This window comes from Crossiella sp. CA198 (assembly GCF_052078295.1).
Taxonomy (GTDB): domain Bacteria; phylum Actinomycetota; class Actinomycetes; order Mycobacteriales; family Pseudonocardiaceae; genus Crossiella.
In genome coordinates this window covers 190,092-201,915 of the sequence record NZ_JBQJIM010000010.1, presented here as the reverse complement: position 1 = coordinate 201,915, position 11,824 = coordinate 190,092, and the positions used below count along the sequence as shown (strand labels likewise).

13 protein-coding genes are annotated in these 11,824 nt (G+C 73.0%); 5 read left to right on the top strand and 8 right to left on the bottom strand.

The window, feature by feature from the left end; genetic code table 11:
* The first annotated feature begins 25 nt into the window (after positions 1–25).
* Positions 26–1,330, top strand: a complete 1,305-nt coding sequence (locus ACTOWY_RS18625; RefSeq protein ID WP_441310907.1) for an NAD(P)/FAD-dependent oxidoreductase — start codon at positions 26–28, stop codon at positions 1,328–1,330.
* Complete coding sequence (locus ACTOWY_RS18620) at positions 1,327–2,640, top strand: cytochrome P450 (RefSeq protein WP_441310906.1); 1,314 nt, start codon at positions 1,327–1,329, stop codon at positions 2,638–2,640. Before ACTOWY_RS18625 ends, ACTOWY_RS18620 begins: the two co-directional genes overlap by 4 nt.
* On the opposite strand, the gene ACTOWY_RS18615 is transcribed toward ACTOWY_RS18620, so the two are convergent.
* Positions 2,624–3,262, bottom strand: coding sequence for a UdgX family uracil-DNA binding protein (locus tag ACTOWY_RS18615; RefSeq protein ID WP_441310905.1), 639 nt, complete (start codon positions 3,260–3,262; stop codon positions 2,624–2,626). The genes ACTOWY_RS18620 and ACTOWY_RS18615 overlap by 17 nt on opposite strands.
* 1 nt (position 3,263) lies before the next feature.
* Positions 3,264–3,653 (bottom strand): low affinity iron permease family protein, encoded by a 390-nt coding sequence (locus tag ACTOWY_RS18610; protein WP_441310904.1) that lies wholly within the window; start codon positions 3,651–3,653, stop codon positions 3,264–3,266.
* Positions 3,654–3,757: 104 nt separating this feature from the next.
* On the opposite strand from ACTOWY_RS18610, the gene ACTOWY_RS18605 reads away from it, so the two are divergent.
* Positions 3,758–4,198, top strand: a complete 441-nt coding sequence (locus tag ACTOWY_RS18605; protein ID WP_441310903.1) for a DUF4383 domain-containing protein — start codon at positions 3,758–3,760, stop codon at positions 4,196–4,198.
* Positions 4,195–5,670 (top strand): aminotransferase class I/II-fold pyridoxal phosphate-dependent enzyme, encoded by a 1,476-nt coding sequence (locus ACTOWY_RS18600; protein ID WP_441310902.1) that lies wholly within the window; start codon positions 4,195–4,197, stop codon positions 5,668–5,670. Before ACTOWY_RS18605 ends, ACTOWY_RS18600 begins: the two co-directional genes overlap by 4 nt.
* Here ACTOWY_RS18600 and ACTOWY_RS18595 read toward each other — a convergent pair whose 3' ends face one another.
* Together ACTOWY_RS18595 and ACTOWY_RS18590 are read right to left on the bottom strand one after the other, a co-directional pair.
* Positions 5,671–6,120: a DUF6328 family protein gene (locus tag ACTOWY_RS18595; protein ID WP_441310901.1), complete on the bottom strand. Its 450-nt coding sequence runs from the start codon at positions 6,118–6,120 to the stop codon at positions 5,671–5,673.
* Positions 6,121–6,168: 48 nt separating this feature from the next.
* Positions 6,169–7,545, bottom strand: coding sequence for an aldehyde dehydrogenase family protein (locus tag ACTOWY_RS18590; protein WP_441310900.1), 1,377 nt, complete (start codon positions 7,543–7,545; stop codon positions 6,169–6,171).
* A gap of 73 nt (positions 7,546–7,618) precedes the next feature.
* Between ACTOWY_RS18590 and ACTOWY_RS18585 the strand changes: the two genes are divergently transcribed.
* Complete coding sequence (locus tag ACTOWY_RS18585) at positions 7,619–8,020, top strand: ChaB family protein (RefSeq protein WP_441310899.1); 402 nt, start codon at positions 7,619–7,621, stop codon at positions 8,018–8,020.
* 54 nt (positions 8,021–8,074) lie between these two features.
* Here the strand turns inward: ACTOWY_RS18585 and ACTOWY_RS18580 are convergent, their stop codons facing one another.
* The 4 genes from ACTOWY_RS18580 to ACTOWY_RS18565 are packed head-to-tail and all read right to left on the bottom strand — an operon-like array spanning position 8,075 to position 11,788.
* Positions 8,075–8,770: an SDR family oxidoreductase gene (locus ACTOWY_RS18580; RefSeq protein WP_441310898.1), complete on the bottom strand. Its 696-nt coding sequence runs from the start codon at positions 8,768–8,770 to the stop codon at positions 8,075–8,077.
* Between the two features lie 11 nt (positions 8,771–8,781).
* Positions 8,782–10,101 (bottom strand): PfkB family carbohydrate kinase, encoded by a 1,320-nt coding sequence (locus tag ACTOWY_RS18575; RefSeq protein WP_441310897.1) that lies wholly within the window; start codon positions 10,099–10,101, stop codon positions 8,782–8,784.
* Positions 10,098–10,694, bottom strand: a complete 597-nt coding sequence (locus ACTOWY_RS18570) for a D-sedoheptulose-7-phosphate isomerase (RefSeq protein ID WP_441310896.1) — start codon at positions 10,692–10,694, stop codon at positions 10,098–10,100. The genes ACTOWY_RS18575 and ACTOWY_RS18570 overlap by 4 nt, the downstream gene beginning before the upstream one ends.
* Positions 10,691–11,788 (bottom strand): glycosyltransferase, encoded by a 1,098-nt coding sequence (locus ACTOWY_RS18565; protein ID WP_441310895.1) that lies wholly within the window; start codon positions 11,786–11,788, stop codon positions 10,691–10,693. Before ACTOWY_RS18565 ends, ACTOWY_RS18570 begins: the two co-directional genes overlap by 4 nt.
* Positions 11,789–11,824 lie beyond the last annotated feature (36 nt).

Here is an 11,824-nt window from a genome sequence, read left to right as displayed (position 1 = left end):
GCGGCGGCCGGGGTATCCGGTCCTGGTGAACGCCACCAGACATCGAGTCGTCATCGTCGGCGGAGGGTTCGGCGGGCTGGCCGCGGCACGCGCGCTGCGCAAGTCCGATGTGGACGTTGTGCTGATCGACCGGATGAACCACCACCTGTTCCAGCCCCTGCTCTACCAGGTGGCCACCGCGCTGCTCGCCCCCGGCGACATCGCACCGGCCCTGCGTGATGTGCTGCGCGGGCAACGCAACGCGCGGGTGGTGCTGGGCACCGCGACCGAACTGGACGCGCGGGCCCGCACCGTCCGGGTGGAACTGCCCGACCGTCGGCACGAGGTGGTCGAGTACGACAGTCTCGTGGTCGCCGCCGGATCCGCGGACAGCTACTTCGGCCATGAGCAGTGGCGCGAGGTGGCGTTGCCGATGAAGACCCTCTCCGATGCGGTGCGGCTGCGGTCCCGGCTGCTCACCGCCTTCGAGAACGCCGCCAACGCGCACGACCCCGCCGAGCGGGCCCGGTGGCTGACCATCGCGATCGTCGGCGCCGGGCCGACCGGGGTGGAGCTGGCCGGGCAGGTGGCCGCGATGGCCCGCCGCGGTCTGCGGCGCCAGTTCCGCGATATCGACCCGGCCTCGGCGCGGGTGGTGCTGATCGACGCGGTGGACACCGTGTTGCCGCCCTTCGCCGAACCGTTGCGCGCGCACACCGCGAAGACGCTGGGCAAGCTCGGCGTGGAGGTGGTGCTCAACCGGATGGTCGCCGAGGTCGACCAGGAGGGCGTGCTGTTGCGCGCCAAGGACGAGCGCGAAGGGCGGCTGGCCGCGCGGACGGTGATCTGGGCGGCCGGGGTCCGGCCTGCCGACTTCGCCGATCAGCTGGTCAAGGCCACCGAGGCGCCCACCGACAAGAAGGGCCGGATCAAGGTCGAGCCGGACTGCTCACTGCCGGGTCATCCCGAGATCTTCGCGGTCGGCGATCTGGCCAACCTGGACGATCTGCCCGGACTGGCCGCACCGGCCATCCAGCAGGGCGCTCACGTCGGCGAGGTGATCCGGGCCCGGCTCGGTGAGCGGCCCGCGCCGCCCCGGTTCCGCTACCGCGATCGCGGCACCATGGCCACCGTCTCCCCCGGTGACGCCGTGGCCGACCTGCGCGGACTGAAACTACGCGGCCTGCTCGGCAAGGCGGCCTGGATCGCGGTGCACCTGGCCTTCCTGGTGGGCTGGCGCAACCGGATCGCGGTGCTGGCCCAATGGGGCTGGCTGCTCACCACCGGCCGCCGTTCGCAACGGATCATCCTGGAAGCCGCCGACGAGGGCATGGTGCGGAGGAAGTCTTGACCACCACCGAGAACCAGACGCTGACCCGACTATCCACTGTGGACACCGCGAAGGTGCTGGCGCTGGTGCTGCTGCCGATCGTGGCGCGCGGCGCGGTGATCCGGCGGCCCCGCGCGGTCGCGCTGGCGCAGCGGCTCGACGCCGACCGGCACGCGGTCACCCTGCTGACCCGGTTGCGCGCCCGCTACGGCGACGCGCCACTGCGACTGCGGGTGCCGGGCCGGAACCTGGTGCTGCCACTGGACTCCGCCGACGCGCACGAGGCCCTAGCGCGCTCCCCCGAACCGTTCACCCCGGCGAACCTGGAGAAGCGGCACGCGCTCGGGCAGTTCCAACCCGAGGGTCTGCTGATCTCCCCGGCGCGAGCGCGGGCACGCAGGCGGGAGTTCACCGAAGAGGTGCTGGACACCCCGCGACCGGTGCACCCGCAGGCCGCGGACTTCACCGCGATCGTCCAGGACACCATGGCCCCCTTGCTGGCGCGGCCCGAACTGGACTGGCCCACCTTCACCCGGCAATGGTGGCGACTGGTCCGCCAGGTGGTGCTCGGCGCGGGCGCGGCCGAGGACCACCTGCTCACCGACCGGCTCTTCGCCCTGCGCCGCGCCGGGAACTGGTCCTGGCTGCACCCCAGGGAGAGCAGGCACCGGGAACTGTTCCTGCGGCAGCTGCGCGGCACGATCGAGCGGGCCCAGCCCGGCAGTCTGGCCGCCCGGATCGCCGAAACCCGGCCGGGGCCCGAGATCCACCCGGAATCCCAGGTGGCGCACTGGCTGTTCGCCTTCGACGCGGCCGGTATCGCGATCTTCCGCACCCTGGCGCTGCTGGCCACCCATCCGGAGCAGGAACTCAAGGCCCTGGCCGAATCCGCCGGGGCCAGCCCGGACAGCTACTGGGAACTACCGTATCTGCGTGGCTGTGTGCTGGAGTCGTTGCGGCTGTGGCCGACCACACCGCTGATCCTGCGGGATTCCACAGTGGACACCAGCCTGGGCGGGCACGACATCCCGGCTGGCAGCACGATCATCCTGTTCACGCCGTACCTGCACCGCGCCCCGGCCGGGTTCACCCCGGAGATCTGGCGGGACGGCACCGCGCAGTTCCACGGCGCGCTGGTGCCCTTCAGCGACGGGCCCGCGGTGTGCCCCGGCCGGAACCTGGTGCTGTTCCTGACCACCCAGGTGCTCGCCACACTGCGCCGGGAGCACGAGATCGGCTTGCTGAGCAGGGCGCACCTGCGGCCGGAGCACCCGTTGCCCAGTGTGCTCAACCATTTCGCGTTGCGGTTCGCGCTCAGCCGGCGCGGCTGAGCGCGGTCGCGGCCACCGCGAGGTCCTCGACCAGCGCGGCGAAGGCGGCCTCCCGGTCGGGCGCGCGCAGCACCGCCGAGGGGTGCTGGGTGGCCAGCACCCGCACGGGCAGATCGAATTCGGCAGGCAGGTCGAGGAGTTCGCCGCGGTGCGCGGTCAGCCGGAAGGCGGCGCCGTGCACCGACTGGGCGGCGGTGGCGCCCAGGCACACCACCAGCTCCGGGCGCAGCACGCCGAGTTCGGCGAGCAGCCACGGGCGGCAGGCCACCACCTCGGACCGGTTCGGCTTCTGGTGGATGCGGCGGGTGCCGCGGGCGTCCCGCTGGAACTTGAAGTGCTTGACCGCGTTGGTCACATAGGCCTCGGCGCGGTCGATCCCCGCTTCGTGCAGGGCCTTGTCCAGCAACCGTCCGGCCGGTCCGACGAAGGGTTCGCCCGCCTTGTCCTCCTGGTCGCCGGGCGCCTCGCCGATGAACACCACCCTGGCCGCGCCGGGGCCGTCGCCGAAGACGGCCTGGGTGGCCTCGCGGTAGAGGTCACAGCCGCGGCAGCCGCGCACGGCGGTGCGCAGCTCGTCGAGACCGGCTCCGGACGGCGGCTTCGCACCCGGGTATCTGGGCATCTCAGCTGCCCTCCCGCTGCTCCAGGCCCACCGCGAGCCGCAGTTCCCTGGCCTCGCCCTCCTGGTCCTGCCGGGTCATCAGATCCGAGAGCGCGTCGGCGATCGCGTTGAGTTTCTGCTGGATCGCGTCGTCGGAACGGGTCTGGGTGTTCTGCAACAGGGCGACCAGCAGGAAAGTGACGATCGTGGTCAAGGTGTTGATCACCAGTTGCCAGGTGTCGGCGGTGTCGAAGAGGAAGTAGGACGGCGCCCAGATGACCACCATGGCCAGGCACAGCGCGAAGAACCAGGCCCGGGACACGAAGGTGTTGACCCTGGTGGCGAACCGGTCGAAGAAGGATGGGCGCTTGTCCGCCTCACTGGGCATGACCGCGCCCTGATGCTCGCTCATGCCGTCGGATTCCCCTGGTCGGGTGGCCTCAACCGCCGTTTGCCCCGATGGGCACCGGGTAGCCGGGGCAGGTCGGAACAATCGAGATCGGCGAGGTGAGAACCATGGCGCAAGCGGCGACCAGCGCTCCGGTGCGCACCGCGGCGCAGGCCGCGGCCGTCCTGGTGGCGATCGTGTTCGTGGCGGTCGGCGTGCTCGGCTTCATCCCGGGGGTGACCACCAACTATGACGACCTGCTCGTGGCAGGCCACCACTCCCAGGCCCTGCTGCTCGGGGTGTTCGCGGTGTCGGTGCTGCACAACATCGTGCACCTGCTCTTCGGGGTGGCCGGGCTGCTGCTGGCCCGCACCCCCGGTGGCGCCCGCGGCTTCCTCATCGGCGGTGGCCTGATCTATCTGCTGCTGTGGGTCTACGGCCTGGTCGTGGACAAGGACAGCGCGCTGAACTTCGTGCCGCTCAACGCCGCCGACGACTGGCTGCACCTGGGTCTCGGGCTGGGCATGGTGGCCATGGGCGCGCTGCTGGCGCCGAGGGCGGTGCGATGAGCGCCACACCGGACCACTCGCGCGCGCCGGTGCTGGAGGCGATGCGCGCGCACCGGGAACGCAACCCGATGACCTTCCTGCCGCCCGGCCACAAACAGGGCCGGGGCGTGGACCCCCGGGTCCTCGACGTGCTGGGCCGGGACCTCTTCGCCGCCGACATCATCATGATGAACGGCGTCGACGACCGGCGGATGAGCCAGGAGATCCTCACCGAGGCCGAGGAGCTGATGGCCGACGCGGTGGACGCGGACCTGGCCTACTTCTCCACCTGCGGCAGTTCGCTCTCGGTCAAGGCGTGCATCATCACCGTGGCAGGCCCCGGCGAGGAGCTGCTGATCTCCCGCAACGCGCACAAGTCGGTGATCGCCGGGTTGATCATCAGCGGTGTGCGGCCGGTGTGGGTGCACCCGCGGTGGGATCCGGAATGGCAGCTCGCCCACCCGCCCGGCCCGGCGGCGGTGGCCGAGGGCTTCGCGCGGGCCCCCGACGCCAAGGGCATGCTGCTGATCACGCCCACCGATTACGGGGCCTGCGCGGCGATCGAGGAGACGGCGAAGCTGTGCCACGAGCACGGCAAGCCGTTGATCGTGGACGAGGCGTGGGGCGCGCACCTGCCGTTCCACCCCGATTTGCCCGCCTGGGCCATGGACGCGGGCGCCGACCTGTGTGTGACCAGCGTGCACAAGATGGGCGCCGGCCTGGAGCAGGGTTCGGTGTATCACCTGCAGGGTGACCGGGTGGATCCGAAGGTGCTGGCCGCGCGGGCGGATCTGCTGAACACGACCAGTCCGTCCGCGCTGATCTTCGGTGGCCTGGACGGCTGGCGGCGGCAGATGCACGAGCACGGGCACGCGTTGCTGGACAAGGCCCTGGAACTGTCCGCCTGGACGCGGGAGCGGCTCGCGGCCCTGCGCGGGGTGCGGGTGATGGGCCGCGCGGACTTCGTCGGCCCTGGCCGCGCCGACGATCAGGACCCGCTCAAACTGGTGGTCGATCTCCAGGAACTGGGCATCAGCGGCTACACCGCCTCGGAGTGGTTGCGGGAGAACCGGAACGTCGAGGTCGGACTCTCCGATCATCGCCGCTTCGCCGCGCAGTTCACCGTGGCCGACGACGAGTCGACCGCGGAGATCCTGGTGTCCTCGGTGCAGGCGCTGGTCGAGGCCGCCGAGGACCTGCCGCGGGCCAGGCCGATCGACCTGCCCGCGCCGGGTGAGCTGGAACTGGACCAGGTCGAGCTGCCCAGGGACGCCTTCTTCGGGCCGTGCGAGGACGTGCCCGCGGCCAAGGCGGCGGGGCGGATCGCCGCGGAGACGATCAGCCCCTACCCGCCGGGGGTGCCCGCGGTGCTGCCCGGTGAGCGGATCACCCAGGACGTGGTGGACTACCTGCGCACCGGACTGGCCGCGGGCATGTACATCCCGGACTCCGCGGATCCGGAGCTGGAGACTTTCCGGGTGAGCGCCAGGTGATCAGCGATGGCGCAGGGGCACCAGGAACCACAGCACGCCGAACCCGATCGCGGCGACCACGCCGAGGGCGATACCGGCCCAGCCACCCATGATCACCTCGCCGAGCAGGAGCACCGTGCCGGTCAGCGCGAAGGCCAGCGCGCCGAGGCCGAGCACGGTGAACCTGTTGGCCGCGCTGATGATCCGCTCCCGTTTGCCGCGCCGGAACAGCACCCGGTGCCAGGCCGCGGGCGCGGTCAGCAGGGCGACCGCGGCCCCAGCGAACAGGATCGTGATCAGGTGCGTGATCCGGATCGAGATGTCGACCTGGGTGTAGCGTTCGGTGAAGGTGATCGAGAGCAGGAAGCCGAACAGGATCTGCACCCCGGCCTGGGCCACCCGTAGTTCCTGGAGCAACTCGTTGAGGTTGCGGGTCAACCGTTCCTCGTCGTCGGCCTCCGGTTCGCTCATGCTGGGTCAGTACCCGTTTGACACCGGCTCGAACCACGTTTTCCCCGGTCAGCGCGCTCCCGATGGCGGGGCGGGTTCGAAGTGGACGACCTTGGTGGTGACCAGTTCGTCCAGGAGTTCCGGTCCGTAGCCGAAGCCCTCGCCACTGGCCCCGCGCGGCTGGGCCGCTCCGCCGGGCGCGCCGCCGAACACCGCGTTGATCTTGACGGTGCCGACCGGCAGTTCCCGCCAGGCGAACTGGGCGTGGCCGAGGTTGTTGGTGAGCACGGTGGCGGCCAGGCCGTGCCGGTCGGCGGCGGCCAGCCGGATCGCCTCGGTGAACCCTGGCACGATCCGGATCGCCGCGACCGGGCCGAAGGTCTCCTCGGTGAGCACGGCCATGTCCTCGGTGCAGCCGGTGAGCACGGTGGTCGGATAGAACGCGCCCGGACCGTCGGGAATCTCGCCGCCGAGCAGCAGGGTGGCGCCGGCCTGGACCGCCGCGCTCACCTGGGCGTGCACCTGGTCGCGGTGGCGGCGGTCGACCAGGGGCTGATCGGCGGGCCAGTCCCTGGCCTGGCGCAGGAGTTCGTCCTGGAAGCGGGCGGCGATGGCCTGGTGGACGTAGATCCGTTCCACCGCGGTGCAGAGCTGGCCGCGGTGGGTGAAGGCGCCCAGCGCGGCCTGTCCGGCGGCCCAGGCCGGATCGACGTCCGCGTCGACGATGAGGGCGTCGTTGCCGCCGTTCTCCAGGAGGGTTTTCGCGCCGGTGACCGCGGCGTCGCGGGCGATGAGCCGGCCGGCCGCGCTGCCGCCGACGTGCGCGATCACGTCGACTCCGGCGCGCACCAGGGCGGCGCCGGTGCGCGCGTCGCCGAGCAGGGTGTGCAGCACCCCGGCCGGCAGGCCGTCGGCGAGGATCTCACCGAGCAGGGCGCCGGTGTGCGGGCAGCGTTCGCTGGGCTTGTGCAGCACCGCGCAGCCGGTGACCAGGCCGGCGCCGAGCAGACCGCAGGCCACCGCTACCGGGTCGTTCCACGGGGTCAGGGCGAGCAGCAGGCCGCGTGGTTCGGGCATGGTGAAGTCGGTGGCGTGCCACTGCCCCAGCAGGGTCCGGCCGCCGCGCAGCGGGCCGAGTTCGGCGTACTGGTCCAGGGTGGCCGCCCCGGCCTCGATGCCGCCGAGCGCCTCGGCCAGGGGCCTGCCGGTCTCGGCGCGCTGCACGGCGGCCAGGTCCCCGGCACGGGCGCGCAGGGCTGTGGCCGCGGTGTGCAGTGCGGCGCCGCGCTCCGCGGGACTGGTGCGGGCCCAGGCGTGCTGGGCGGTGCGGGCGGCGGCCAGGGCCGCGGTGAGCTGGTGCGCCCCGGCGATGGGCAGCGTGCCCACCGGGGCGCCGTCCAGGGGGCTGCGGATGTCCAGGCAGGGCGGGGTGGCGGTGCTGGTCATGGGGCCCGGTTACCCGGGCGCGGCCGTTTCACCCGGTCTGGCACGGGGAATCCCTGGCACGGAGGTGATGATCATGCCCGGTAGGCAGGAACTGCCCAGCACGCTGGAGCGTTCGCCGAAGAAGGCCCAGCAGACCTGGATCAAGGCGCATGACTCGGCGGTCAAGTCCTATGGTGAGGGCGAGCGGGCGCACCGGACCGCGTTCTCCGCGCTCAAGCATTCCTTCGAGAAGGTCGGCGACCACTGGGAGCCCAAGAAGGGCAAGGGTCCCTCGGACCGGCAGGCCCGGCGTTCGGCCGGGTCGAAGAGCGTGGGCACGCACGAAGGGGTGGATGCCAACGCCAGCAAGGAACATCTGTACTCGGTGGCCAAGCGACTGGACATCAGCGGCCGCTCCAGTATGTCCAAGCAGCAGCTCGTCGAGGCGATCAAGAAGGCCAACAACCGCAAGACGGCCAAGGCCAGGGGCGACTGAACGCGGGTACGCGGGCCGGGAGCGATCGGCTCCCGGCCCGCGCTCGCGCCGTGCTCACGGCCAGGACGGCTCCTGGTCGTGGCAGACCACGAGTTCACGCAGCTGGCAGCCCGCGGGCTGGCCCAGCGCGAACAGCACCGCCTCGGCGACCCGCTCCGGCGGGTTGAGCATGCTGTCATCGGCCGGCCGGTACTGCTGCGCGCGGCTGTCGAAGAACGCGGTGCGCATCCCGCCGGGGATGAGCAGGGTCACCCCGACCGTGCCCGCGGTCTCCATCGCCAGCGCGCGGGTGAAGCCGACCACGCCGAATTTCGAGGCGCAGTAGGCGGTCGCGTCGCCCGCCGCGCGCAGTCCCAGGGTGGAGGCCACGGTGATGACCCGGCCGCCGCTGACCTTGAGGTAGGGCAGGGCGGCGCGCACCACGGCGGCGGTGCCGAACAGGTTGACCCGCACCACCCGTTCCCAGTCCATTGTGGACACCTCATCCAGTGGGCCGCAGCTGTCGATGCCGGCCGCGGTGACCATGCCGTCCAGTCCGCCCGCCCGTTCGGCCAGCCGGGACACGGCGTGTTCGGCGGCCGCGGTGTCGGCCAGGTCCACCGCGAGGAACTCCTTGGCAGGCACGTCATCGGGTGGCTGGACCCGGTCGAGCACCAGGGCCACCCCGCCTGCCTCGTGCACCGCGCGGGCCACGGCCGCGCCGAGCCCGGACGCGCCGCCGGTCACCAGGATCCTGCCTGTCTCGTTCACCTGTGCTCTCCTCACCTCATCCGGTCCAGGGCCTCGACCAGCCTGCTGGTGGAGCGGCCGGAGTGGTATGGCACGACCACCGCGTGCCCGCCCCAGTCGCGCAGCAGCCCGGCCTCGGGCAGGGTGTCCGCGGAGTAGTCGGCGCCCTTGACCCACACATCCGGCCGCAACCGGGCCAGCGCGAGGGCCGGGGTGTTCTCCTCGAAGATCACCACCGCGTCCACGCTGGTCAGCGCGCGCAGCAGCTCGGCGCGTTCCCGCGCGGGGTTCACCGGGCGGCCCTGGCCTTTGAGTCGGCGCACCGAATCGTCGGAGTTCAGGCACACCACCAGGCAGTCGCCGAGCCTGCGGGCGGCGGCGAGCATCCGGATGTGTCCGGCGTGCAGCAGGTCGAAGCAGCCGCCGGTGGCCACCACGGTGCCGCCCCTGGCCCGCACCGACCGCAGCAGTCCGTCCACAGTGGACTCGGCGGGGGGTGGTTCGCGGTGTCCGGCGGCGCCGCCCCTGGCCAGGAAGTCCGCGGCCTGCTCGACCGCGGCGGCCACCGCCTCGTCCACCGCGGCGCCCCGGTGCAGCGCGGCGGTGGCGGCGGCGGCGAACTGGTCGCCCGCGCCGCACGGGTCCAGCGCGGTGACCGGCGGGGCGGGCACGGCGACCGGGGTGCCGCCGTGGTCGAGCAGCGCGCCTCCGGCGCCGAGGGTGACCGCGACCGCGCCGGCCCGCCAGCGTCGCCGCAGCCGGGCGGCGGCCTCGTACTCGTCCTCGGCGCCCGCGGCGGCCAGCGCCTCGGCGCGGTTCGGGGTGGCCAGGCGCACCCCGGGCACCGGGTCGGGGCCACGCGGGTGCGGGTCCCACACCACCGGGATCCGGCGGGCCTGGCTGGTCAGCAGCGCGCGCAGCCGGGGGTCCTCGGTCAGGCCGCGGCCGTAGTCGGAGACCAGGATGGCGGTGGCGCAGGCGACCGCGTCGAGCATGTCCTCGGTGGCCGGGGGCCGGGCGCTGTGGCCGTAGTCCAGGCGGGCCAGCGAACGCCCTTCGGCGCGCAGTCTGGCCTTCACCGTGGTGGAGCCGGGCAGTGCACCGGCCACAGTGGACACTCCGGTCAGGGTGGCGCGCAGCCGGTCGGCCTCGGCGTCGGCGGCCAGGGCGGTCACCAGGGTCACCGCTTCGCCGTCGGCGGCGGCCAGGCTGGCGGCCAGTGCCGCGCCGCCGGGCCGGTCCCGCCTGCCGTCCAGGTCGAGCACCGGGGCCGGGGCGTCCGGGCAGAGCCGGGCGGCCCTGCCGTCCAGGTCGACATCCAGCAGCGAGTCGCCGAGCACCACCAGGCTCATGACACCCTCCGGCCCGCCAGGGTGTCCATGGTGGCCAGTTCGGCCTCGAAGGCGGTGCACAGCAGATGCACGAACACCAGCTGCGCCTCCTGCACGTGGGGGCTGGGTCCTTGCAGGGCAAGGGTTTCCCCGGCCAGCTCGGACAGCGGGTTGGGGGTGGGGCCGGTGCAGGCCCAGCAGGTGGCGCCGACCTCGCGGGCGGCTTCGGCCGCGCGCAGCAGGTTGGGGCTGCGGCCGCTGGTGGAGAGCAGCAGCACGATGTCCAGCGGGCCGGCGTGCGCGTGCACCTGGCGGGCGAAGACCTCCTGGTAGCCGTAGTCGTTGCCGATGGCGGTGACGCTGGCGGTCTCCGCGCACAACGCGATGGCGGAGAAGGGCCTGCGGTCCTCCCGGAACCGGCCGACGAGTTCGGCGGTGAGGTGCTGGGCTTCGGCCGCGGAGCCGCCGTTGCCCGCGGCCAGCAGCCGGTGCCCGCCGCTGAGCCGGTGCGCCAGCACCCGGCCCCAGCGGCGCAGCAGCGGTGCCTGCCCACGCAACTGGTCCAGGGTCTGGCGCAGGCCGTCGAGGTGGCCGCCGATCAGCTCGCCGCTCATCGCCCCTCCCCCACGGCCAGCTCCGCGGTGGCCAGCACACCGGGGATGCGTTCGTAGGCGCGTTCGGTGTCCGCGGCGATCCGGTCCCAGCCGTAGCGGGCGCGCACCCGGTCCTGGCCGGCGACGCCGAGTCGCTGGGCGAGCGCGGGATCGCCGGTGACCGCGCGGATCGCCCTGGCCAGCGCGTCCGGGTCGCGGGGTGGCACCAGCAGGCCGGTGACGCCGTCGACGACGGTGTCGGTGAGGCCGCCGACCGCGGTGGCGATGACCGGCCGGGCGCAGCTCATCGCCTCCAGGGGCACGATGCCGAAGGGTTCGTACCAGGGGGCGCAGACCACCGCGTCGGCCGAGCGCAGCAGGTGCGGCATGTCCTTGCGCGCCACCTGTCCGAGCAGGGTGACCCGGTCGGCGACGCCGAGGTCGCGGGCGTGCGCGCGCAGCCGCCGGGCTTCGGCGTCCTCGGCCAGCCCGCCCTGCGCGGGGCCGCCGGCGATGAGCAGTTCGACGCCGGGGGCGGTGGTCAGCGCGCTGATGGCCAGGTCGAATCCCTTGCGGGGCACCAGTCTGCCCACCGAGACGATCCGGCGCCGGTGGTTGCGCGGGGCGGCCGGGCCGAGCTGGTCGAACAGCTCGAGGTCGACTCCGCAGGGCACCACCGAGATCCGGTTGCGGGGCACGCCGAGGCGGACCAGCTCGAACACCTCCTCCGAGCAGGTGGCGATGACCCGGTCGGCGACCCGCCCGACCACGCGTTCCACCCCGATCCGTGCCGGCGGGCTGGTGTCGGCTTTGCCCTGGTGGCGGCGCTTGACCACGCCGAGGGCGTGGAAGGTCAGCGCCAGGGGCACCCGCAGTTCGCGGGCGGCCAGTTCCCCGGCCAGGCCGGACATCCAGAAGTGCGCGTGCGCCACCGCCGGGGTGTCCCGCCGCCAGTGCGCGCGCAGCGCTTCGGCGAACTCGCCCATGTGCGGCAGCAGCTGGTCCTTGGCCAGGTAGCGAGGTGGACCGGCGTCCAGGTGCACCACGGTGTAGCCGGGTTCGGCGCTCACCCGCGCGGGCAGCCCGGGGTCGTCGCGGCGGGTGTAGACGACCACCTCGTGCCCGCGGCGGGTGAGCGCGCCCGCGGCGGG

Excerpts from the sequence above, each read along its gene's own strand:
- ACTOWY_RS18615 (WP_441310905.1), bottom strand. The coding sequence starts at position 3,262 with ATGCCCAGATACCCGGGTGCGAAGCCGCCGTCCGGAGCCGGTCTCGAC.
- ACTOWY_RS18610 (WP_441310904.1), bottom strand. The coding sequence starts at position 3,653 with ATGAGCGAGCATCAGGGCGCGGTCATGCCCAGTGAGGCGGACAAGCGC.
- ACTOWY_RS18605 (WP_441310903.1), top strand. The coding sequence starts at position 3,758 with ATGGCGCAAGCGGCGACCAGCGCTCCGGTGCGCACCGCGGCGCAGGCC.
- ACTOWY_RS18600 (WP_441310902.1), top strand. The coding sequence starts at position 4,195 with ATGAGCGCCACACCGGACCACTCGCGCGCGCCGGTGCTGGAGGCGATG.
- ACTOWY_RS18595 (WP_441310901.1), bottom strand. The coding sequence starts at position 6,120 with ATGAGCGAACCGGAGGCCGACGACGAGGAACGGTTGACCCGCAACCTC.
- ACTOWY_RS18590 (WP_441310900.1), bottom strand. The coding sequence starts at position 7,545 with ATGACCAGCACCGCCACCCCGCCCTGCCTGGACATCCGCAGCCCCCTG.
- ACTOWY_RS18585 (WP_441310899.1), top strand. The coding sequence starts at position 7,619 with ATGCCCGGTAGGCAGGAACTGCCCAGCACGCTGGAGCGTTCGCCGAAG.
- ACTOWY_RS18575 (WP_441310897.1), bottom strand. The coding sequence starts at position 10,101 with ATGAGCCTGGTGGTGCTCGGCGACTCGCTGCTGGATGTCGACCTGGAC.
- ACTOWY_RS18570 (WP_441310896.1), bottom strand. The coding sequence starts at position 10,694 with ATGAGCGGCGAGCTGATCGGCGGCCACCTCGACGGCCTGCGCCAGACC.